The organism is Streptomyces sp. NPDC055243 (assembly GCF_044544025.1).
Classification (GTDB): domain Bacteria; phylum Actinomycetota; class Actinomycetes; order Streptomycetales; family Streptomycetaceae; genus Streptomyces.
The window spans coordinates 128,650-149,052 of record NZ_JBITWR010000005.1 but is presented as its reverse complement, the minus strand read 5'-3'; the positions used below and the strand labels follow the sequence as shown (position 1 = coordinate 149,052).

At 70.1% G+C, this 20,403-nt stretch carries 20 protein-coding genes and 1 tRNA gene; 6 read left to right on the top strand and 15 right to left on the bottom strand.

Features of this window, described 5'->3' with window-relative positions:
* Positions 1 to 5: 5 nt before the first annotated feature.
* Together ACIGXX_RS16610 and ACIGXX_RS16605 are read right to left on the bottom strand one after the other, a co-directional pair.
* A complete protein-coding gene (locus ACIGXX_RS16610) occupies positions 6 to 1,073 on the bottom strand; it encodes an endonuclease/exonuclease/phosphatase family protein (RefSeq protein ID WP_366464995.1) in 1,068 nt (355 codons plus the stop codon).
* A 110-nt stretch (positions 1,074 to 1,183) separates the two neighbouring features.
* Positions 1,184 to 1,837: a M15 family metallopeptidase gene (locus ACIGXX_RS16605; RefSeq protein ID WP_366464990.1), complete on the bottom strand. Its 654-nt coding sequence runs from the start codon at positions 1,835 to 1,837 to the stop codon at positions 1,184 to 1,186.
* Between the two features lie 87 nt (positions 1,838 to 1,924).
* On the opposite strand from ACIGXX_RS16605, the gene ACIGXX_RS16600 reads away from it, so the two are divergent.
* The 3 genes from ACIGXX_RS16600 (at position 1,925) to ACIGXX_RS16590 (ending at position 3,609) form a co-directional block, all read left to right on the top strand.
* Positions 1,925 to 2,605 (top strand): response regulator transcription factor, encoded by a 681-nt coding sequence (locus ACIGXX_RS16600; RefSeq protein ID WP_351166617.1) that lies wholly within the window; start codon positions 1,925 to 1,927, stop codon positions 2,603 to 2,605.
* 44 nt (positions 2,606 to 2,649) lie between these two features.
* Positions 2,650 to 2,811 (top strand): hypothetical protein, encoded by a 162-nt coding sequence (locus ACIGXX_RS16595; RefSeq protein WP_383824594.1) that lies wholly within the window; start codon positions 2,650 to 2,652, stop codon positions 2,809 to 2,811.
* 483 nt (positions 2,812 to 3,294) lie between these two features.
* Positions 3,295 to 3,609 carry a MerR family transcriptional regulator gene (locus ACIGXX_RS16590; protein WP_361468647.1) on the top strand — a complete coding sequence of 105 codons (315 nt, stop codon included), beginning with the start codon at positions 3,295 to 3,297 and terminating at the stop codon, positions 3,607 to 3,609.
* Positions 3,610 to 3,991: 382 nt separating this feature from the next.
* Here the strand turns inward: ACIGXX_RS16590 and ACIGXX_RS16585 are convergent, their stop codons facing one another.
* The 4 genes from ACIGXX_RS16585 to ACIGXX_RS16570 form a co-directional block, all read right to left on the bottom strand.
* Positions 3,992 to 4,465 carry a hypothetical protein gene (locus ACIGXX_RS16585; protein WP_399976228.1) on the bottom strand — a complete coding sequence of 158 codons (474 nt, stop codon included), beginning with the start codon at positions 4,463 to 4,465 and terminating at the stop codon, positions 3,992 to 3,994.
* Positions 4,466 to 4,609: 144 nt separating this feature from the next.
* Positions 4,610 to 5,518, bottom strand: a complete 909-nt coding sequence (locus tag ACIGXX_RS16580) for a SigB/SigF/SigG family RNA polymerase sigma factor (RefSeq protein WP_399976225.1) — start codon at positions 5,516 to 5,518, stop codon at positions 4,610 to 4,612.
* A gap of 782 nt (positions 5,519 to 6,300) precedes the next feature.
* Entirely contained in the window at positions 6,301 to 6,915 is a 615-nt protein-coding gene (locus ACIGXX_RS16575; protein ID WP_399976222.1) for a class I SAM-dependent methyltransferase, read from the bottom strand.
* Between the two features lie 188 nt (positions 6,916 to 7,103).
* Positions 7,104 to 7,196 (bottom strand) — tRNA-Gly (locus tag ACIGXX_RS16570).
* Between the two features lie 658 nt (positions 7,197 to 7,854).
* Here ACIGXX_RS16570 and ACIGXX_RS16565 point away from each other — a divergent pair.
* Positions 7,855 to 8,703 carry a hypothetical protein gene (locus ACIGXX_RS16565; protein ID WP_351166609.1) on the top strand — a complete coding sequence of 283 codons (849 nt, stop codon included), beginning with the start codon at positions 7,855 to 7,857 and terminating at the stop codon, positions 8,701 to 8,703.
* Positions 8,704 to 8,889: 186 nt separating this feature from the next.
* Here ACIGXX_RS16565 and ACIGXX_RS16560 read toward each other — a convergent pair whose 3' ends face one another.
* The 5 genes from ACIGXX_RS16560 to ACIGXX_RS16540 all read right to left on the bottom strand — a co-directional run bounded on the left by ACIGXX_RS16560 (position 8,890) and on the right by ACIGXX_RS16540 (position 12,720).
* Positions 8,890 to 9,246, bottom strand: a complete 357-nt coding sequence (locus tag ACIGXX_RS16560) for a hypothetical protein (protein WP_361468657.1) — start codon at positions 9,244 to 9,246, stop codon at positions 8,890 to 8,892.
* A gap of 266 nt (positions 9,247 to 9,512) precedes the next feature.
* Positions 9,513 to 9,818, bottom strand: a complete 306-nt coding sequence (locus tag ACIGXX_RS16555; protein ID WP_366464669.1) for a putative quinol monooxygenase — start codon at positions 9,816 to 9,818, stop codon at positions 9,513 to 9,515.
* A 301-nt stretch (positions 9,819 to 10,119) separates the two neighbouring features.
* Positions 10,120 to 11,157 carry an MASE1 domain-containing protein gene (locus ACIGXX_RS16550; RefSeq protein WP_351166605.1) on the bottom strand — a complete coding sequence of 346 codons (1,038 nt, stop codon included), beginning with the start codon at positions 11,155 to 11,157 and terminating at the stop codon, positions 10,120 to 10,122.
* A gap of 73 nt (positions 11,158 to 11,230) precedes the next feature.
* Complete coding sequence (locus tag ACIGXX_RS16545; protein WP_351166603.1) at positions 11,231 to 12,055, bottom strand: PP2C family protein-serine/threonine phosphatase; 825 nt, start codon at positions 12,053 to 12,055, stop codon at positions 11,231 to 11,233.
* Positions 12,056 to 12,252: 197 nt separating this feature from the next.
* Positions 12,253 to 12,720: a MarR family winged helix-turn-helix transcriptional regulator gene (locus tag ACIGXX_RS16540; protein WP_351166601.1), complete on the bottom strand. Its 468-nt coding sequence runs from the start codon at positions 12,718 to 12,720 to the stop codon at positions 12,253 to 12,255.
* 102 nt (positions 12,721 to 12,822) lie between these two features.
* Between ACIGXX_RS16540 and ACIGXX_RS16535 the strand changes: the two genes are divergently transcribed.
* Positions 12,823 to 14,037 (top strand): amidohydrolase family protein, encoded by a 1,215-nt coding sequence (locus ACIGXX_RS16535; RefSeq protein ID WP_399976888.1) that lies wholly within the window; start codon positions 12,823 to 12,825, stop codon positions 14,035 to 14,037.
* Positions 14,038 to 14,079: 42 nt separating this feature from the next.
* On the opposite strand, the gene ACIGXX_RS16530 is transcribed toward ACIGXX_RS16535, so the two are convergent.
* From ACIGXX_RS16530 to ACIGXX_RS16520, 3 genes are all read right to left on the bottom strand, one after another.
* On the bottom strand, positions 14,080 to 14,973 hold the full coding sequence (locus ACIGXX_RS16530) for an NAD-dependent protein deacetylase (protein ID WP_361468664.1): 894 nt from the start codon (positions 14,971 to 14,973) through the stop codon (positions 14,080 to 14,082).
* Between the two features lie 68 nt (positions 14,974 to 15,041).
* Positions 15,042 to 15,569 (bottom strand): isochorismatase family protein, encoded by a 528-nt coding sequence (locus tag ACIGXX_RS16525; RefSeq protein ID WP_399976214.1) that lies wholly within the window; start codon positions 15,567 to 15,569, stop codon positions 15,042 to 15,044.
* Positions 15,570 to 15,777: 208 nt separating this feature from the next.
* On the bottom strand, positions 15,778 to 15,957 hold the full coding sequence (locus ACIGXX_RS16520; RefSeq protein ID WP_351166595.1) for a hypothetical protein: 180 nt from the start codon (positions 15,955 to 15,957) through the stop codon (positions 15,778 to 15,780).
* A 192-nt stretch (positions 15,958 to 16,149) separates the two neighbouring features.
* Here ACIGXX_RS16520 and ACIGXX_RS16515 point away from each other — a divergent pair, with 192 nt between their 5' ends.
* Positions 16,150 to 16,932, top strand: coding sequence for a PASTA domain-containing protein (locus ACIGXX_RS16515; protein WP_399976211.1), 783 nt, complete (start codon positions 16,150 to 16,152; stop codon positions 16,930 to 16,932).
* 21 nt (positions 16,933 to 16,953) lie between these two features.
* Here ACIGXX_RS16515 and ACIGXX_RS16510 read toward each other — a convergent pair whose 3' ends face one another.
* Positions 16,954 to 20,349, bottom strand: a complete 3,396-nt coding sequence (locus ACIGXX_RS16510) for a BTAD domain-containing putative transcriptional regulator (protein ID WP_399976208.1) — start codon at positions 20,347 to 20,349, stop codon at positions 16,954 to 16,956.
* Between the last annotated feature and the right edge of the window lie 54 nt (positions 20,350 to 20,403).

The window sequence follows — 20,403 nt, the reverse complement described above, 5'->3', positions numbered from 1 at the left end:
GATGTTCACACGGTGATTCCGGCCGCCACCGGCCGGTGATCGCTGCCGGTGGCCGGCAGTACCCACGAGCTGTCGGGCTGCACGCCCCGGACCAGGACGTGGTCGATCCGCGCCATCGGGAACTTGGCCGGCCAGCTGAGTCCGAAGCCGTCCCCCGCCGCGTCCTGAGCCGAGCGCAGGTGTGAGGTGATGCCGGCGAACGCGCGGTCGTCCATGGTGCCGTTGAGGTCACCGAGCAGCACCACCCGCTTGTTGTCCTCGGCGCCGATGGCTTTGGCGAGTGCCTGCGCCCCGTCGTCCCGCTGGCTCGTCGCAAAGCCCGTCCGGGGATTCACGCGTACGGAGCCCAGGTGGGCCACGTACACCGCGAGCGGCCCCTGACGGGTGGCCACCGTGGCGCGCAGCGCCCGGGGTGTGGCCTTCTTCTCCTCTGCCGAGAGGTGCTCCGCCAGCGGCCCGACCATGCCCTGCATCGCGACGTCGACCGTCCGGATGCCCGACAGCGGCAGCTTGCTCCACAACCCGACCGTGCCCCGCACCGTGTGGTGCGGGTAGGCCTTGGCCAGCTCCTTCTCGTACGCGCCCTGGGCCTGCGGGGTGATCTCCTCCAGGGCCAGTACGTCCGCCTGGGAGGCGGCCAGGTCGCGGGCGGTACCGGCGGGGTCGGGGTTGTCGGCGCCGACGTTGTGGCTGACCACGGTGAGGTCGCTGCCCGCGTGGGACTTGTCGGTGAGCAGCGGGCCGAACAGGCTCAGCCACACGCCGACCGGCAGCAGCAGCGCGACCACCGCGGATGCGGAGCGGCGCCAGAGCGCCGCGGCCAGCAGCACCGGGATGAACAGGCCCCACCACGGCAGGAAGGTCTCGACCAGGCTGCCCAGGCCCCCGCGGTCGGTGATCTGCGCGTGCAGCAGCAGGAGCAGGCCCAGCAGCAGCGCCAGCGCCGCGAGCACCCGGCCGCGCTTCCAGGGCCCGGGCCGCCCGGCGGTGCGGATCGCCCGGCGGATGCCCGCGCGCCAGGTAGCGGATCCGGTGTCCCGGCGGGCGGCGCCGTCCTGGCTGTTCTGCTCCATCGCGCCGGTGGTCTGCGCCGCCGTGTCGGTCGTCTGCTCCGCCCCGCCGGTGGTCTGCTGTGCCGTGCCTGCCTGCACGGTCGTCTGTCCTGGCTCGCTGCCGGTCACGGTCACTTCTTCATCCTCGGGTCCTGGGTGGGATCGGCGTACATCGGCGGGCAGCCGTGTTCGATCGCTGCGGTGCGCAGTTCGTAGTGCCAGGGCTCGTTCCGGTAGATCTGGCAGAGCCCGTACCGGGCGCCGTGTTCGGTCAGCCACGCCGTCGCGTCGGAGCGTCCGACGTCGAGGGCCTCCCCCGACACATGAGGCGACGTCGTGGCGGTGGCCACCCACCGGGCGGCCTCGGCTTCGGAGCCGTACCGGGCGATCGCCTGGCGCAGCAGCAGGTTCTGGTACTGCGGCGAACGCCAGCCGCTGTTGACGTACAGGGCGACTTGGTCGCCGCCGGCCTCCTTGGCGGCCCGGCGCAGGGCCTTGCGTAAGTCCGGGCGGAGGTTGGCCACAGCCGGAACATCTTCGTCGAAGACTGTCGTGCCCTCGGGAACGGCACCCCCGGCCTCGCCTAGCGCACCATGGTGCTCGCCGCGAGGACCCTTCGAGGGCGGTGCGGCCGATGAGGACGAGGAGGACGAGGAGGACGAGGAATTCTGCGCCTGACAGGCGAGGGTCGCGGCGATCGCCGCGATGACGGCCACCGGGCCGGCGACACGACGCCGATGCGTGGGGCGGACTGCTGTCCGTGCTGATGGCGGAGTGTGGTTCATGCCGCCAGTCAAGGCAGTGTGCTGTTGTCGGCACGTATGGGCTTTTCGATACGTCGGCGATATGTGCCGACTCGTAGCATCAAGAGCATGCGTGTACTGGTCGTCGAGGACGAGCCCTTTCTGGCCGAAGCCATCCGCGACGGCCTGCGCCTGGAAGCGATCGCGGCCGACATCGCGGGGGACGGTGACACCGCCCTGCATCTGCTGGACGTCCACGCCTACGACATCGCCGTCCTGGACCGCGACATCCCCGGACCCTCCGGTGACGAGATCGCCCAACGCATCGTCGCCTCCGGCAGCGGCATGCCGATCCTCATGCTCACCGCGGCCGACCGGCTGCACGACAAGGCGTCCGGCTTCGAGCTCGGCGCCGACGACTACCTCACCAAACCCTTCGAGCTCCAGGAACTCGCGCTCAGGCTGCGGGCGCTGGACCGCAGGCGCGCCCACAACCGACCGCCCGTGCAAGAGATCGCGGGCCTGCGCCTCGACCCCTTCCGCCGCGAGGTCTACCGCGACGGCCACTACATCGCCTTGACCCGGAAACAGTTCGCCGTCCTCGAAGTCCTCATCGCCGCCCAAGGCGGTGTCATCAGCGCCGAAGAACTCCTGGAACGCGCGTGGGACGCCAACGCCGACCCGTTCACCAACGCGGTACGCATCACCGTCTCGGCCCTGCGCAAACGGCTCGGCCGGCCCTGGATCATCGCCACCGTGCCGGGTGTCGGCTACCGCATCGAGGCCCAGCCGCAGACCGGACAAGACTGAGGCCGGCGACTCACGGTCCGCGGCCCGGCCGTCGCTCTCACCGGGTGGCGTGGCGAATTATCCTGCGGTGGCCGCGGGACAAGAAGATTCCCGCGGCCGGCGGGATGTTGCGCCGGTACTACACCGACGACCGGATGCTCGCGTGGGATGAGAAGTTGGAGCAGTCCGAGCAGAGCAACGACCGCTTCTGCATGAACATCCAGTAGGCGGGCCGCCGCGTCCTGCGGATACCGCAGGAGCCCAGGGAGCTCCCCACCGCCGGGCGGTGGGGAGCTCTTGGTTTCCAGGGTCCTGCCCGCTTCCCCCTCCGTCATGTTCGAGGTCGATTACCTCACCGTCGAATACGCGTATATCTGTGTTGGCCGGAGTAGACATTGGATGTCGGTGTCGTTATGGTTTCTCTCATAGCCGACATCAACGAGGCCCGGCAGTGCCCATCTGCCGGAAGAGCGGAGGGGCCGAGCACCATCAGGATCGCCCGGGCGGACGTCGTGAGTCCGGGTACCGCAGGACATCGACAGTGAGGTGGTCTCCGGTCGAGCAACCGCGATCCCCGCACCCCCGGCAGCACGTCGGCCGGGTCGGCGGAAACAGGAAGTCGGCGCGGCATCAGGGCCGACGGATGGTGTAGCAGTTCCTTCGGGGCCCTGGTGGTCATGGACGCCAGGGCCCCTCCACAGAGAGGTTCAATGTCAGCAGACGACTCGCTCGGCCGCCTCGACGACGATGACCGCCCCGCCTACACGATGGCTCGGGCCGCCGAATTGCTCGGCACCACCCAGGGCTTCCTCCACGCCATCGGAGAAGCCCGCCTCATCACCCCGCTCCGCTCCGAGGACGGCCACAGCCGCTACTCCCGCCACCAGCTGCGCATCGCCGCCCGTGTCCGGGAACTCGTCGATCGGGGCGCCCCCATCGAGGCCGCCTGCACCATCGTCACCCTCGAGGACCAGCTCGAACAGGACCAGCGCATCAACACCGAGCACCGCCGCTACGGCGGCTGAGACCTGCAACTCCCCCCGGAGCGCACATCGTGCACGCGCCTGATCCAGGCATCGCACCAAGGTGCCGGACACCGGCTACCACGCCCACGGTGGGAAGTTGGGAAATGTCCGGCTACAGCCGCGCGACTGCGGCGACGGCCGGCTGCGCGTGCGACCGTGGCTCCCCCGCGATCGGTCCTCGCGCGAGACGCTCTCCAGGCGGCAGGGGCCGCGGAATCGAAGCCCTGTTGGTCGTCACACCCGGGAGGGCGACGGCTGGAGCCGTGTTGTCGGCGATACGGCTCCAGCCGGTCTCGTGAAGGCATACGAGTCCGTCACGGCTCGGCGGCTTCCGGAATGGGCCTGCTGCCAGTCTTGTTGCTCCCGCCGCGCTGCGCACCCGTCAGCCAGCGGCCAGACTCTCGCGCGCCGCGGTCATGAACGCGGCCTTGTGTGTCTCGAGATGCTCGTTCACTGCGGTGTCGCCGATGTCTCTCCACACCGCCTGGTTGAGCGCGTACCCGTAAAGGCGCACTGGCTCGTGCAGTGCTTCGTCGCACAGCAGCATCACGTTGCCCGACGCCGTCCACAGCGCGGTCATCACGGGCCCGGCCCCCGTCATCCAGCCGTTCTCGTCATCGCCCCACGGCTCAGGTCGGCTGTAGGCAACCCGCTCGGCCTCCTGCGCTTTCACGACGAACTCCTTGAGCACCTCCAGCTGTTCCGCCCGCCGGCTCTCCGCCTCGGCCACCGCTTGTCTGCGTTGCTCGGTCCGCTCGGCGGACCGCTGGGTGGCACGCTGGGCAAACGCCGTCAGCCCGCCCCCGAGCACAACGCCGGCGAGCGACAAGACCGGTCCCCAGACGTCGCCTGACACCGTGACACCCCTCCAAGATCACACCCAGGAGCATGGGTGTGCCGCGAAGACGACACACACGGTGCAGGAACATAGCTGATCGCGTTCACACGCACCTCGGTGGGCCCTGTCACGTACGCCGACAACAGCTCATCGACCGGTCGCTCACCGGTTCCCTCGACGAGGACCGGGACCAGGCCGCCGAACTGCGGGTGCGTGAGCCGTACCGGGGCGGGGCCTCACGGCGGCAGGGCAGCAGGGGGATTCGGTCGGGAGGAGGCCGGTGCGGAGCATGGCGAGGGTGTGGCTGAGGAGGCGGGAGACGTGCATCTGGGACAGGTGCAGTTCACGGCCGATCTCCGTTTGGGTCATCTCCTGGCCGAACCGCATTTCGATGATGACCCGTTCCCGCTCGCCCAGCTGCGCCAGCAGCGGGCCCAGTGCGTGCAGATCCTCGAACAGGTCCATGGCCGGATCGAGATCTCCCATGGTGTCCGCGTACTTCCGCCCCTCTCCCTCTTCATCGTCACCGGCGGGAGAGTCGATGGATCCGGCGACGTAGCCGTTCGCGGCGACAAGACCGTCGGTGACCTCGGCCTGGGTCAGGCCCAGGTCGACGGCCAGTTCCTGCACCGTGGGCGTGCGGTCCAGCTGGATGGCCAGCGCCTCCTGGCTCTTGGCCAGCTCGACGCGCAGTTCCTGCAGGCGCCTGGGGACATGCACGGCCCAGGTGGTGTCGCGGAAGAGGCGTTTGATCTCACCGAGGATGTAGGGGATCGCGAACGAGGAAAGCTCGACCTCACGTGTCAGGTCGAACCGGTCGATGGCCTTGATCAGACCTATGGTGCCGACCTGGACGATGTCCTCCATGTCGCTGCCCACGCGGTTGCGGAAGCGGTGGGCTGCGAAGGCCACCAGAGAGACGTTCATCTCGATCAGTGTGCTGCGGACGTACTGATACTCGCCGGTGCCCTCTTCCAGGGCCTGCAGCCGGTCCAGGAACAGCCTGGACAGCACGCGCGCGTCCCGGGGAGTGACCTTGGCCGCATCCTCGATCCACGGCAGATCAGCCATGTGCTCTTGCATTCCCGTACGGAAAGCCGATGTTGCGGAGGCGCTCACGGAGGGGTACACGATGCCGCCTCAATCGGGAAAGCAGGTTGATCCCCTTCTGCCCCCTCCGATGTCATCTATGTAGAGATGGCAGTGATTCTTACCGTTGTCGGGATTGGCTCTCCCCCTCAGCAGCCCGGCGTCACGCAGCTCCTCCTTGTGCTCGACCAGGGCCTGTCCGGCTGATCAGATGCTGCCGAACAGGCCCCGGGCCGGAAGGACTCAGCGCTTGAGCGGGAAGGTGAAGTCGCCCGGGAGCCTGCCGATCAGACGCACCGGCCGCACAGGTGTCCGCGTCGCACAGCGGGCCGAGATCTGGCCGTCACCGGCGCAGGCACCCACCGGCCGCGGTGCGCCCGGTGCGGCGGCGGACCGTACGGCGACTGCCAGGCCGGCCGCTCGGGTCGCACGGAAGGCGCGTACGTCCGCTCCAGGACTGTTTGCCTGGTGGTGTTTCCGCGCCCGGAGGCGCACCCAGGGCAACGACGGAGAACATTTTGCAGGCAGGTGGGCACGACCACCCTGTTTTCTGACACAGACATACACCGGTTCCAGTGAGAAGACCGCAGCGAAAAGGAGCGCGGCGCACAGGTGCGACGCGCGACGGATCAGCGCTCGGGGAATCTCACTTGGTGTACAACGGCACGTCCTTGACAGGGCGACTATGGGCGGGAGCACGCTAACGGCTCGCAGGAGTGCGGTTCCACTGCTTTTTCAGGCAAGGACCCGGAGGGGGGCGCTCTTCAGTCGCGATGCGCCCGATGGACACTGACGGCATAGCCGCCGCCCTCGTAGGGGTGGGCGTCCCATGTCGCGAAGCGGTCGACGAAGGTGAGGCCGGCCGCGGCGCAGTAGGCGTCGTACTCCGGCAGCGTGATGGCGGGCGGCACCGGCAGGTGGGCTCGGTCCAGGCCGAACCCGGCGACCATGAGGCCACCCGGGCGCAGGGCGGCGGCCAAGCGGCTGATCGCCGCAGCCTCAGTACCTGCGGCGAGGAGCGGGAAGATGTTGCCGGCGGCGACCACGAGGTCGAAGTCCGCGACGACCTGAAGCTCAGCCGGGTCGAACGTGGCCAGGTCGGCCTGGACCCAGGGCAGTTGTGGAGCCTGCCTGCGCGCCACGGCCAGCATGGACGCGTCCAGGTCGACCCCGACACAATCGTACCCGAGCTCAGCCAACCGGATCATGACCCGGCCGGTACCGCACCCGGCATCCAGCACCCGCGCCCCGGCGGGCACCAGCGCGGCGCAGAACTGCGCCTCACCGTGCATGTCCTTGCCGCTTCCGGCCAGGGTCGCGAACCGGGCGGCGTAGTCCTCTCCGGACGTCCCACCAGTCAACTCTTCCCAACGGTTCATGACGCACAAGGTACGTGAGCGGCACGAGTGCTCGCTCCTTGAAGGCGGCGTCGGCGCCGGGCGTGTGGCCGACACGACGCGAGCCGCCCGCCCGGTTTCCCCGGGCGGGCGGCTCGCGTCGGTTGTTCAGAGATCAGACTCGGCGGCGGCGACGTAAGCGTCCTTGGCCGCTGGACGACACCGGCCAGGGCCGGCGACGGGATTCGAACCCGCGTTGCTCTCTTGGCAGGAGAAGTAGCCGCAGCCTGCGCACCTGAACAGTCATCACCCTAGCCACCGGCTCCGCGGCGAGCATCTGAATTGCGCGCTGACGCGCCCTCAGACTGCTCACTGCGTCGCGGCCCCGACGCAACTTTAGGCGGGGACGGAGGCACATGCTTGGCGGCGGCGGTGGCTGCGGCGCACGATGCGGGGTCGGCGAGTAGGGCAACCGTACTGGTCGAACGTGCCTTGGGGACTGTTCAGTCGCGCAGGAACCGCATGAGCGGCAAATGGGCTCTGGCCGCGGGCAGTTGGTGTCAGGTGGTCGGCGCGGGCCACCGCGTCGACCCCCTAAGGGGCCACGGCTGACTCGGCTCCGACCGCTTTCCGTGCCGGCCCCATCGCCGCCCGAGGCGCGTCGCACGGGCAGCCCTGCCCGCCACCAGGCCTGGCCGGCCCTGCAGTAATGCCTGGCGAGTGCAAGGGGCCGTCGGACGCCCCGCCCTTCCGCGCTTGATCCCGGAGTTCGAGCTCCGCGCCGCTCGAGCCCTCCCGCCGCGCGGGGGCACGCGGGCACCACTGCCCACCTGCGATTCCTTCTACCCGCCTTGCTCACGCACCGCTCAAGCCCCCTGTCTCGGCGGGACACTCCAGGCGACGGGACATGGAGAACCCCAATCATCGCTTCCCTGACAAGGGTCGGGCGAACAGGCATCACCCCACTCCGAGAGGGATCTCATGGGCCGCATCCGCACCATCTCAGTCACTGCCGGGGCAGTCGCCCTGGCCGCCGCCAGCAGCATTCTGCTCCCGACCTCTGCTCATGCAGCCGTGGCCTGCAACGAAACCGCACTCATCGCCGCGATCAATGCCGCCAACACGGCCGGCGGCGGCAATGTGGTTCTCGCTTCGGGCTGCACCTACACCCTCACCACACCCCATAGCAGCGACGGCAACGGACCCAACGGCCTTCCGGTCATCACCACCGCCATCACCCTGACCGGCGACAACAACATCATCACCCGCTCGACAGCACTGCTCACCCCCGCCTTCCGCATCGCCAAGGTCGCAGGGACCGGCAACCTGACCCTCAAGGGCAACGTCACGCTCAACAATGGCAAGGCCGCCACGAACGGCGGCGGCATCCTCAACTTCGGCGCGGTGACCCTCACCGCCAGCGCGCTCACCGGCAACACCGCTCTGGGCAAGGGCGGCGGACTGGCCAATGCGGATATCGCCGCCCCCACGACAGGGGCGACGGCGACCCTCACCGGCAGCACAGTGTCAGGCAACACCTCCGTCGGCCGAGGCGGTGGCATCTACAACGGTTTGCGCGGCACGCTGACGACCACCAGCAGTTTCGTCAACGGGGCAAACACAGCCTCCCAGGGCGGCGGCATCGCCGCCGTTGACTCCACCGCGACCACTCTGACCAGCACCCCCGTCAGCGCCAACCATGCCCTCCTCGCAGCGGGCGGCATCTACCGCCTGAACGGCACCATGACCGTCACTACGTCCCCCATCGGCAGCAACACCCCCAACAACTGCACCAGCAGTTCCCCCGCAGTCCCCAGTTGCGTCGGCTGACCGTCCCCGCTCCGGCTCGCTGGCGGAGCGCCCCACACAACAAGTGACCGGGCCTGTGCCCGTCCCCCGAAAGGGACGGGCACAGGCCCGGTGTTCGTTCCGAGGAACGACGCGAGGTGGCCTCTTGGTCCCGCAACTCGAAGTGCGAAGCTACGGGTTCCGACCAGTCGGGTCGGGTCGGGAACGTCAGGGAGCCGGGACGCCCGGCACTACACAACCCGCGGCGGCGGCTGCGGTCTTGAGCGCGGCAGCGGCCGCGTCATTGGCCGTCGCCTGCGCCTTGAGGGCTTCCGCTGCCGTGGCCTGGGCAGCGGCCGGGTCGGCCGCGATGACCAGAGCGGCAGCCATGGAGGCCGCCGCGGTGACGTTGGCCGCCGCATGAGCCGCGGCCGCGGTACCCGCGTCCTTGAGCAGACCCACACAGGCCGCCGCATCGGGCGGGCCGGGATCGGCAGCAGCGGCCGACGGAGCGCTCAACAGCCCACCGCCGATCACCAGAACCGAAACCGACAGAGACATGGCAGCCGTACGACGAAGCTTCATGGCCGAACTCCTGACGCATAGGGGGACAAGCCCACACAGGGCAGAACCAATACCGGAGCCTCGACTACCGGACCCACAGCCACACGACAGGCAACACGAGATGCGCTGCCCGTCCTGCGGCAAGCCACGACACGGCGTCCCACCAGAGCCGACCACGCCCCCGCCCCATCCGCCCCCTCAAGCAGGCCGAACGAGGCCCGGGCTCATGCCGGACAGCCGCGGCGAGGGTGGCGTGCTAGCGGGCAAACAGGGCAAACCGTGATCTATCAATCACCAGCGCCGAGGCCACCCGCAACAACCAGCTCGCGACTGCTGAATTCACCGGTGAGCATGGGCATGGCGGCAGCGATCGCTTCCTTAGCCTCGGGCAACCGCAGAGATGCGTCGTGGTGGTCCTTCGACTGCCAGACCTCCATGACCACGATGGTGTCCGGGTCATCGGCGGCCACGCTGACAACGTAGCTTTTGCAGCCGAGCTCGCGGAGACTCTCGGCTCCGGAGAGCAGGATCGCAACGACATCGTCGCGCTTGCCGGACTGGGTCTTCATCGTTCCGATGTAGCCATAGGCCATGCCATGCCGCCTTCGTCGGAGCTGCTGTTACTCGGCACCATCATGGCCGACTCCTGGAAAGCCGGGAAAGATCCTTCAGGCACCACCTGGACCCATCCGATTCGAAGCCGTCGACTCGGACTCGTTCGGCTTCACGACCTTCGAGCTCATCCGGTCCGCGGAGGTGGCCGACCGACTCCGAGAGCCGACGAAGCCGGCCAAGCGGCATGCCTGAGCGAGCTGCTGAAGATCTCCGACAGCGAGGGCGTCGACAGTGTCTCGTGTTTCCGTTCGCGCGTCGGGCCATGGGCCAGGGAACGCGTCAGACGTCCCGGGCGCTGTCCGTCGCCGGCGGTGTGTCGTCGGTGCGGAGGTCAGGGGTGTGTCTGGCGGACAGTTCGGGCGGGGTCTCCCCCGCGGCGAGGTGCTCCAGGACTTCCGCCAGTTCTCGACAGGCGCTCTGCACCGAGCGTCGGGTGGCGCGCTGTTCGGAGACCATGGAGGACAGCAACAGTGCCGTCAGCGCGGTGGCACCGTTGAACGCCTGGAGTTTGGTCATGACCTCGATGGCCGACAGGTGGAGGAAGGCTCCTTGCTGCGTACTCGCCTCGAAGGTGGTGAGCACGGAGGCGAACAGCGCGCACAGCATGCTCCCTGCCAGCTGGAAGCGCAGCGCCACCCAGATCAGCAGTGGGAAGACGAGGAAGAGCAGACTCAACTCGCCGAGCACGGCCAGAGGTACGACGATCAAGGTCGCGAGAGCCAGGAACAGCATCTCCTTCCAACGCCTCAGGCGCAGGGGTCCAGCGGCTCCCAGCAGCACGAGCAGGAGTGGGGTGACCAGCAGGACCCCCATCGCGTCGCCCACCCACCAGGCCAGCCACACGGACCAGAACTCCCCTGTGGCCAGTTCGCCGGTCACCACCTGTAGCCCGACGCCCGCCGTGGCACTGATCAGCATGGCTCCGAGCCCGCCGAGGAAGACCAGGGCCAGTCCGTCGCGCAGACGGGAGATGCCGACCCGGAATCCGGCCCGTCGCAGCAGCAGATAGGCGCAGACCGGGCCGAGGGTATTGCCCGCCACGGTGACCAGCGTGGTGAGCTGCGGGGTGGTGAGGGAGGCGATGAGGAGGAGCGAGCCGACGGCGATCCCGGGCCAGACCGACACGCCGTAGACGAGCAGGGCGGCGAGGGCAACGCCGGTGGGCGGCCAGATGGGTGTGACGATCACTCCTTCGACGGTGAGCCTGCCGAGCAGGCCCAGACGCCCGGCTACGTAGTAGCAGACGGCCACGGCCAGTGCCTTGAGTACTGCCTCCCAGGACAGCCGGGACCGCCGAGTCACCAACACAGCAGTCATCAGACACCGCTCCGGCCATTTCGGCCATGCGAACGCCGCTGAGCTTGCCTCTTGCGGGGTGCGGTGGGCGCGGCTACGGGACGCCGCCGTCGTGGCCGACGATGAGAACGGCGGCATCGTCCTCGTGTCCCACCGTGTCCGCCAGCCGCATGACACCGCTTGCCAGGGCGTTGATGCCCAGTCCGGCAGCGGTGGTGATCTCGGCCAGGCGCGTCACCCGCTGCAGGCCTTCGTCGAGGCTCAGTGACGGCCCTTCCACCACGCCGTCGGTCAGCAGCACGACGACACCTCCCGTGGTGAGCCGGTGGCACGTCACGGGGTACTCGGCGCCTTCGAGTACGCCGAGCGGGGGGCCGCATTCGCCTTCGTCGACACCGGACCGGCCGTCGGCGGTGGCCCAGATGTGGGGGATGTGGCCTGCCCGAGCGCACTCCAGGACGCCGGTGGCCGGATCGAGCCGGAGGAAAGCGCAGGTCGCGAAGAGGTCCGCGCCCAGGGAGACGAGGAGATCGTTGGTGCGCGCGAGCAGTTCCCCTGGGTCGCCCGTGACGGAGGCCAGCGCACGCAGGCCGACCCGGACCTGCCCCATGAACGCGGCGGCCTGGATGTTGTGTCCCTGGACGTCGCCGATGGACAGGCCGATACGGCCGTCGGGCATGGTGAAGGCGTCGTACCAGTCTCCGCCGACGTTGAGCCCGTGCGTGGCGGGCATGTATCCCACGGCCAGCCGGACGCCGGGAGGCTGGGGAAGATCATGGGGCAGCATGCCGCGCTGGAGCGCCACTGCCAGCTCGACCCGGGAGCGCTGCATCTCCGCGAGCTCCCGGGCCCGGGCAGTGAGGGCTCCGAGCCTGGCAAGCAGCTCGTCACCGTCGTCGGCCGCCTGCGTACGGAACATTGTTCGCCCCGGGTTCCGCGAGAGCACCCCGCTTCAGTTCAGCCGTTGTCCGCCACATGCACCGCTGGCACAACCATGCGTTCAAGTGTGCCCGCAGATCGCGGCGGTCGCACCCTGTCGCGTTGCCCCCGGAGTTCGGCACCGAGTCGCCGCCGACGCCCGGACTCCTGGCCGTGGCTCGGTCCCGGGGCGCTCGTTCAATCGCGGCTTGGGGTCTGTTTCCTGGACCAGGCGGTGGCGTCGGCTCCGTATCGAGTCAGGAGCCGTGCGAACTGGGTCCGCTCCTCCGGTGACCAGGCGACAGTGATCTCCAGGAACGCTTCTCGCTGTTCGACGGCGAAGCGGTTGCGTTCGGCCTCGCCGTGCTCGGTGAGTTCGAGCACGGTGCGGCGTCCGTCGGACTGGGATGCCGCCCGCCGCAGCAGCCCGTCCGCTATGCAGGCGGCGACGGTCCGGCTGGCCACCGGCTGCACGACCCCCATCTCGGCGGCGAGCCCACCGACGGTCGTCTCGCCCGGCGCGTCGGCGATGACGTTGAGCACGAGGTTGCGGGAGAGGTCCTTGCCCGATGCCGGTGCGCGTCGCCGCAGACGGGACAGCGCCGGGCCGATCTGATCCAGCGTCCGGTCGTCGGGAGGCTGCTCGGAGGAGGAGGTGCTGCTCATGTGCCGAGTCTAGGCCCGGCCAGCACATTTGCATACCATTCAACAAGTACATAGCATCAGGTATGTAAATATTGAACGAGCCAGGAAATGAGGCGGACCGCCATGGCGCTCACCGCGATCACCAACGCGCAGATCTTCGACGGGGAGAAGGCGGTCGGCGTGCAAACCGTGGTCATCGACGGCGGGAGGATCGCCCGCGTCGGCGGCGACGCTCCCGAGGGCAGCGAGATCATCGACGGCAGCGGCGCCACACTGCTGCCGGGACTCATCGACGCCCACGTCCACTCCGCCCCGGGCTCCCTGGCGCTCGCCCTGCGCTTCGGGGTGACGACCGAACTGGAGATGCAGGGGATGAACACCCGGGAGAACCGGGGGGCCATCACCGACGACGACACCCAGGCCGACGTGCGCTCCTCCGGCTTCGCCATCACACCGCCCGGTGGCCACCCGAGCGAGCTGATGCCCGAAGGGTTTCGGCCCAAGTGGGACCTTCCCCCGGTGATGCCCCTGATGCCGTTCTCCACCACACCCGAGGAGGCCGCCGCCTTCGTGCCGCAGCTCCTCGCCCGGGGGTCCGACTTCATCAAGTTCATGATCGACGACGGCAGCGTAGAGGGACACCCCGGGCTGCCCGCGCTCGACCGGGCCACCGTGCACGCCGGCGTCGCCGAAGCCAAGAAGTACGGCGCACTGACCGTGGCCCACGCGCTGACCGTGGAGGCCACCAGGACGGCCGCCGAAGCCGGCATCGACGGCCTGACCCACGTGTTCATGGACCAGCCGCACACCGCCGAGATCATCGGCCTGATCAAGGACGCGGGCATGTTCGTCATCCCCTGCGTCACTCTCAACGCCTCGATGATGGGGATCACCGGCAGCGAACTCGCCGACGACCCCCGGGTCGCCGCACGCCTCGACGCCGACTGGGACCGGACCCTGCGCTCCAGCTATGACCGCTACCCGCAGGGCAAGCTCCACGACGTGTACGACACCGTGCGCGCACTGGACGCTGCCGGTGTCGACGTGCTCGCCGGCACCGACGTCTCCATGCCCGAGACGTTCTTCGGGGGCCTGGCACACGGAGCGAGCCTGCACCACGAGCTGCAATACCTGGTGGCGGCCGGCCTCACACCCGCAAGGGCCCTGCGCGCGGCCACGGCGACCACGGCCCGCCGCTTCCGCCTCAGCGACCGGGGCCGCATCGCCGAGGGGCTCCGCGCCGACCTCCTGCTGGTCGACGGCGACCCGACCAGCAACATCAGCGACACCCTCAACACCCGTGCCGTCTGGCGCCGCGGCACCCGAATGGCGGCATGAGCGCAGTCCCTCCCCTTCGAGGGAGGGAGCTGATGTTCCCGCTCAGGGAGACACCCTCGCCACCAGGGCGGGCAGCGCCTCCCCCAGGGGCAGTTCCACGCGCTGGGTGGCCCACCGGTCCCCGCGGGTCGGGCCTTGATTGACGATCAGGACCGGAGTGCCGGCCTGCGCCGCCTGGCGCACGAACCGCAGCCCGGACATGACGGTGAGGGAGGAGCCCAGCACCAGCAGGACGGCAGCCTCATCGACAAGGCGGCGGCACGCCGCGACCCGCTCGGGAGGCACGTTCTCTCCGAAGAAGACGACGTCCGGCTTGAGGACCCCGTGGCCACAGGCCGCGCACGCCACCACCTGGAACTCGCGAACCGCCTCGTCGGGCAGTTCGACGTCACCGTCCGGATTGACGCGCGCCGCACGGTAACGCTCGGCGGCGGCCTCGAACCCCGGGTTGACCGCACGCAGCCGTTGGTCGAGCTCCCCGCGAGCGCTGCCCTGCCCACAGGCCAGGCACACCACCCGGCTCAGGCTCCCGTGGAGTTCGATGACGTCCCGGGCCCCGGCGGACTGCTGAAGCCCGTCGACGTTCTGTGTGATCACGCCGGTGACCAGGCCTGCTTCGGCCAAGGCGGTCACGGCCCGGTGACCGGCGTTCGGCCGGGCGCGCGTCATGGCCCGCCATCCCAGCTGGCTACGGGCCCAATACCGCTGCCGGGCCTGCTCGGCGCCGACGAACTCCTGGTACGTCATGGGAGTGTGCCGACGCAGGGAGCCGTGCTCTCCGCGGTAGTCCGGGATACCCGACTCGGTGGACAGCCCGGCCCCGCTCAGCACCGCGACGTTGCCCGCGCGCACCGCCTCGACGACAGCCGTGAGATCGGTCGAGGCCGGGAGCAGGCCGCCAGTAGGCTCCCAGGTCAGCGTGGGGCGCGTGCGCATACCTGCCAGCTTACGTTTCTGGCGCCCGTGTACCGCGATCCCTTCCGACATCCGCGCGACCGGACGCGTCAGGACGAGGAGGCGGCCTTCAGCGCGAGTTCGGCGCTGGACGCCACCTGGCCGAAGCGGGGCAGGTTCAGCGTGATCGCCGCCTGGTGCTCCGCCGAGGTGAGAGCGGTCATCGCGTCCTCCGCGAAGACCAACTCGTAGCCGTAGTCGGACGCTGCGCGGGCCGTTGATTCGACGCCCATGTTGGTGGCGATGCCGGCAAGGACGAGGGTAGAGACCTTCCGTTCCTGCAGGAGTTCGTGCAGGCCGGTGCGGTGGAATGCGCCGATGGTGCTCTTGACGACTGATTCGTCGGCCAGGGCCGCCACCCGCTCATGCAGTTCGCTGCCTGGCGGCTGCTCGGCAGCATGGGGCCGATCGACCTTCACGGCGACCACCGGCGCGCCGACGGCTCGGAATCGCTCGGCCAGAGCGCAGGCGGCATCCAGCGCCTCAGCACCGGAACGGGGGCCGAGCGACAGCTCCATGATCCGGGGCATGAAATCGACCAGGACGAGAGCCGTGCCGACGGGTTCCAGAATGACCATGGAGCGCAGCCTACGCATGCCTTTCGTGGACCGCCCCGGGGTTCGTCGAGTCGGTCCCGAGGCCGGCGATGGCGCAGTTGGTCAGGGCGAAGTCGCTAAGGACGACCCGAACTTCGGAGGTTGCCGGTTGCCGACCCGGCCCCCACCGACCGCGCCACAGCAGGGCGTTCACCCTGGCGGTACATCAACGGCAGGCGGGAACGATCCGCTACTCCCACGCCCGCCCAGGTCGCCAGCAATAGCGCCAGTGCGGATCGTGCGGGGCGATGCCGCCCGCGGTGAGCTCGTACACGGCGTCGGAGCGCACCATCCATGTCGGCAGTGGATCCGGACCCCGGTAGGTCTGCCCGTCGAAGGGCCCGCCCTCGAACCCCAGCGTGTACGTCACGCGTGGGTCAACGGCGTTGAGGGTGAAACGTCACGGCGGGGTCAACGCGACGCACCCTCTGCGTTGCATGTCCCGGACACAACCGGCACTTTCACTCTTCGTAACAGTTGCGTCACTCACTTCCTGGAGCTGGCTTTCCGGGGCGTCTCACCACTTACGGTCATCTGGCACCAACTGACCCATGGGGGACGCGTGTCGGACAACCAGCAGCCTGCCCAGCCGCCCTTCCCGGGGCCCTTTCAGCCGCAGCCGTCCGGCAGACCCCGATGGGCACGCAAACGGATCATGATCCCGGGTGCGCTCTTCATCTTCTTCTTCGGTATCGGCATCGGCTCTTCCGGCAGCAGCAGCCAGGAGAAGACGAGCACCGCAGGTGAGACCGGGCCTCAGCCCGCCGTCACGGTCACAAAGACCGCCGCGGCGGAGCCCGCCAAGGCCGACAAGCCGGCGAACAAGCCGACCAAGGACGACAAGCCGGCATCCGATGAGGACAAGAGCGCGACTGTGCCCAACTTCGTGGGTATGGGCCTGCAATCCGCGCAGGACAAGGCGCAGGAGTCCGGCTTCTACGGGCTCGCTTCGCACGACGCGCTCGGCCGGGACCGGATGCAGGCGTTCGACCGAAACTGGAAGGTGTGCAGCCAGAACGTGAAGGCGGGCGCTTCGAAGCCGACGGACACCAAGCTCGACCTCGGCGCGGTGAAGCTGGAGGAGAACTGTCCGGCGAAGGACGAGAAGCCGCCCGCCTCCAAGGGCGGCAAGATGCCGAACTTCGCGGGCAAGTCGGTGAAGGCGGCCCGCGCCGCACTCGATTCGGGTACGTCCGTCACGGTGAAGGATGCGCTGCCGGACGACCGCTGGGTACTGATGGAGTCGAATTGGAAGGTCTGCTCACAGGAGCCGTCCGCCGGGGCCTCGTTGAAGGGGCAGCCGGTGACGCTCGCGGCGGTCAAGTTCGAGGAGAGCTGCCCGTAGCTGGCTCCTCGTGCCCGACGGTCAACTCGTGCGTCCCATGGAGCTGTTCCACCGCTCGGCGATCGTGTTCGCGTGGGCGAAGTCCGCGGCGGCGTCCCGGTCCCTGTTCAGGAGGCGGGCCAGGTGGCCGAGGGTGTGGGCGACGGGCGGGATGGCCACGGTGAAGCCCGCGGTGAGGGGCGGGGCGTCCCGGTACGGCGACAAGGCGGCGTACAACTCCGCGGCGCCTTCCCGCAGGCCCAGCGCGGCCATCGTACGGACCCGGAACGTCGCGAAGGCGGTGAAGAAGAAGTCCGGGCGAAGGGGCGCGGCTTCGGCGAGGACCCGGCCTGCCTCCTCGTGCTGTCCGGCATCGGCCAGGGCCGCGGCGAGGACGTCGGCGACGAGCGGGCCGTAGTCGCGGAAGACCTCGCGGGCCCGGGGCACGAATGCGGCAAGGCGCCCCTGGGCCAGTCTGACGGCGGCGACCGCGATGACCAGGTATCCGTCGGCGTGCGGCGATCCCTGCGCCGCCATCTGTACGCTCGCCCGGGTGTAGAGCCGTTCGGCGTCGTCGTAGCGCCCCTCGATGAGAGCGAGCGTGGCCAGGGCGCATTCGCTGACGGCGAGCGGGCCCGGCATCCGGTAGGCGCGGGCGAGGCTGAGGGATTGGCCGGCGAGACGGCGGGTCGCCGCGACGTCGCCCTTGACGGCTGCGGCCCCGGCCTGTTGGAAGAGCCCGAACCAGCTGTGGATCGGCAGATCGTGCGCGGTGCCGAGCCGGTGGAGTTCGGCGCTCAGGTCGGCGACCTGACGTGTCTCGCGGTCGACGTCGAGCTCGCGGGCGAGCGTCGCGAGCGCCAGCGCCTCCAGGGCGGGATCGCCAAGGCCCCTGGCCAAGGTGAGCGCCTCACCGGCCGCGGCGCGCACGCGCGCATCCTGCGTGTTGGAGAGCTCCGCCGAGTAGGCGTCCAACAGGCGGCAGCGTACGGCCGGTTCGAGGCCGGGCCGGGTCAGCAGCCGCTCCAGGGCCGCCACGAGGGGTTCGTCGACGGTGCCATAGCGCCGGGTCTGCCAGGGCGTCGGCTCCGTCCATGCCGTGAACGCGCGGATCAGCAGGTCGTCACGGGTCGCGGCGGCCGCCCGGTCGATGGCCTCCTGGCGCGTGGCACGGGCGGCCGTGATCGCTCCCGCCCGCACCTGGGCGCGCAGCAGCCTGCCGAGCAGGTCGATCCGCTCGGCGTCGCGGTCCTCGTACGTGTCGGCCGGTGTGTGCTCGAAGCGTTCCAGGGCCTGGCCGAGCAGGTCGGCCGCGGTGTCGTGGGCGTAGCGGGACTCCGCCAGGGCAGCGGCCCGGACGCAGTAATGGACGGCCTTCGCCGCCGTCGCCGTCGAGGCGGCGTGCGCATAGTGGTGGGCCAGTGCCGACACGTCGTCGCGGCCCAGGCGCTCCATGCTCGCCGCGATCCGCCCGTGCGTACGGGTGGCGCGCAACCGGCTCAGGTCGGCCAGGAGGGTGTCGCGGACCAGGGCGTGCACGAACCGCACGTGCCCTGGGGCGGGTTCGGTGAGCAGCCCGGCGATCAGGCCGCTCTCCAGCGCGTCGAGGACCGCGTCCTCGCCGCTGTCGGCCGCCCCGGTGAGCACTTCGACATCGGCCTCGCGCCCGGCGACCGCGGCGATGCGCAGCACGGCGACCGTCGCGTCGGGAAGCCGTCCCAGCCTGCGGCGCAGGACGTCGCGTACGCCCTCCGGCACTTCACCGAGGGCCACCAGGGCCCCTTCGCTCGCCAGGAGCCGGGCGCTCTCGCGGAGGTAGAAGGGGTTGCCCGCCGTGCGCTCGGCGAGCGCGGCCACCGTCGGGGTGTCCACCTCGGCCCCGCACACGGCGCCGACCAGCTCGGCGACAGCGCCATCGCCGAGGCCTTGCAGCGGCACCCGGAGCGGGGCCTGCCGGGCGAGAGCGGCGAGCGTCTCCCCCAGGGGCCCCTCCGTCTCATCCGGACGGTAGGCGCCGACCGCCACCAGCCGTGTCCCGCCAGGCAGTTCACCCATGCCGCTGAGCAGTGCGAGGGTCTGGGCGTCCGCCCAGTGCAGGTCGTCGAGAAGGACAGCCACCGGCCGCTGACGCGCCGCCGCCGCGAGCCACGCCCACACGGCCCTGCGCAGCCGGAACCGTCCCGCCGCGGCGTCCGCGCCCGGTGCGGCGGCTGACGCCCGCTCGGAGAGCAGCGGCGCGAGAACGTCGGCCGTGTCCGGCGGGGGCGGCAGCACTTCGGCGACCGCCTGTAGGGCCTGCGTCCAGGCCCAGGCGGGCGGCGCTCCCTCGGCGTCGGTGGCAGTACCCGCCGCGACGAGCCACCCCTCGTCCCGAAGTCGTCGGCCGAACTGCTCCAGGAGCGCGGTCTTGCCCAGCCCCGCCTCGCCCGTGACCAGGGCGATCGACGGTCCTTGGGTGCCGGCTTGGCGCGCGGCGCCTGCCAGGAGAGTGAGCTCGGCGTCACGGCCGAGGAAGGGGGTGGCGCCAAGGCCATCGCCCTGCGTGTCGAAGGCGGTCTGGGCTCCTACCGACCCCTCCACCGCGTCCTGCTGCGGCTGCGGCTGCGGCTGCGGCTGCGGCTGCGGCTGCGCGAGGGTGTCGTCCCCCTGCGTCGGGGCGCCGGTCGCCTCACGCAACGCGTTCAGGTCCTGGGACAGCAGGGCCTGTTCGAGTGCGGTCAGGGCCGGGCCGGGGTCGATGCCGACCTCTTCGGCGAGGGCGGACCGGGCGCGACGCAGTGTGGCCAGCGCGTCGGCCTGACGGCCGTCGGCCCACAGCGCGAGGGCGTGCAGCCGCCAGCCTTCCTCGCGCAACGGCGCCTGCCGGGTGAGGAGTTCGGCCTCGGGGACGGTCGCCCCGACTGGGTCGGGGCAGCGCAGTTGGGCGGCGATGTGCAGCTCGCGGGCGACCAGGCGCAGCTCGTCCAGGCGGGCGACCTCGGGCCCGGCCCACGGCTCGTCGGCCACCTCGGCGTAGGCGGGTCCCTGCCACAGCGCCAGAGCCTCGCGCAGGAGGTCCCGCGCCGCGACGGGCCGCGCGGTCAGCAGGTCCCGCCCTTCGCGCAGCAGCCTCTCGAACCGCCAGGCGTCCACCGCGCCGTCGGGCAGCCGCAGCGCATAGCCGGGCGGGGCGCTGATCAGGAGCTTGGCCGGGGTGCGCGGCGCCCTGCCCGGTTCGAGGAGGCGGCGCAGATTGGAGACGTACGCCTGGAGGGAGGTGATGGCCTGGGCGGGCGGCCGCCCCTGCCACAGGTCCTCGACGATCCGGTCCAGAGGGACCACCTGGCCGCGGGCGGCGACGAGCAGCGCGAGAAGTGTGCGCTGGCGGCGGCCGCCGAGCGGCACGGGCTCACCGTCCCGCTCGGCCGTGAACGAGCCGAGCACGCGTACGCAGACCATGTCGGTAGAGCCTAGCCGCAGAAAGATCGTCCAAGTCCGGTTCCCGCGGCGAAT

Excerpts from the sequence above, each read along its gene's own strand:
- ACIGXX_RS16565 (WP_351166609.1), top strand. The coding sequence starts at position 7,855 with ATGGGCCGCATCCGCACCATCTCAGTCACTGCCGGGGCAGTCGCCCTG.
- ACIGXX_RS16525 (WP_399976214.1), bottom strand. The coding sequence starts at position 15,569 with ATGGTCATTCTGGAACCCGTCGGCACGGCTCTCGTCCTGGTCGATTTC.
- ACIGXX_RS16540 (WP_351166601.1), bottom strand. The coding sequence starts at position 12,720 with ATGAGCAGCACCTCCTCCTCCGAGCAGCCTCCCGACGACCGGACGCTG.
- ACIGXX_RS16600 (WP_351166617.1), top strand. The coding sequence starts at position 1,925 with ATGCGTGTACTGGTCGTCGAGGACGAGCCCTTTCTGGCCGAAGCCATC.
- ACIGXX_RS16575 (WP_399976222.1), bottom strand. The coding sequence starts at position 6,915 with ATGAACCGTTGGGAAGAGTTGACTGGTGGGACGTCCGGAGAGGACTAC.
- ACIGXX_RS16605 (WP_366464990.1), bottom strand. The coding sequence starts at position 1,837 with ATGAACCACACTCCGCCATCAGCACGGACAGCAGTCCGCCCCACGCAT.
- ACIGXX_RS16555 (WP_366464669.1), bottom strand. The coding sequence starts at position 9,818 with ATGGCCTATGGCTACATCGGAACGATGAAGACCCAGTCCGGCAAGCGC.
- ACIGXX_RS16510 (WP_399976208.1), bottom strand. The coding sequence starts at position 20,349 with ATGGTCTGCGTACGCGTGCTCGGCTCGTTCACGGCCGAGCGGGACGGT.
- ACIGXX_RS16545 (WP_351166603.1), bottom strand. The coding sequence starts at position 12,055 with ATGTTCCGTACGCAGGCGGCCGACGACGGTGACGAGCTGCTTGCCAGG.
- ACIGXX_RS16530 (WP_361468664.1), bottom strand. The coding sequence starts at position 14,973 with ATGCGCACGCGCCCCACGCTGACCTGGGAGCCTACTGGCGGCCTGCTC.
- ACIGXX_RS16590 (WP_361468647.1), top strand. The coding sequence starts at position 3,295 with ATGTCAGCAGACGACTCGCTCGGCCGCCTCGACGACGATGACCGCCCC.
- ACIGXX_RS16610 (WP_366464995.1), bottom strand. The coding sequence starts at position 1,073 with ATGGAGCAGAACAGCCAGGACGGCGCCGCCCGCCGGGACACCGGATCC.
- ACIGXX_RS16535 (WP_399976888.1), top strand. The coding sequence starts at position 12,823 with ATGGCGCTCACCGCGATCACCAACGCGCAGATCTTCGACGGGGAGAAG.
- ACIGXX_RS16560 (WP_361468657.1), bottom strand. The coding sequence starts at position 9,246 with ATGAAGCTTCGTCGTACGGCTGCCATGTCTCTGTCGGTTTCGGTTCTG.
- ACIGXX_RS16580 (WP_399976225.1), bottom strand. The coding sequence starts at position 5,518 with ATGGCTGATCTGCCGTGGATCGAGGATGCGGCCAAGGTCACTCCCCGG.
- ACIGXX_RS16550 (WP_351166605.1), bottom strand. The coding sequence starts at position 11,157 with ATGACTGCTGTGTTGGTGACTCGGCGGTCCCGGCTGTCCTGGGAGGCA.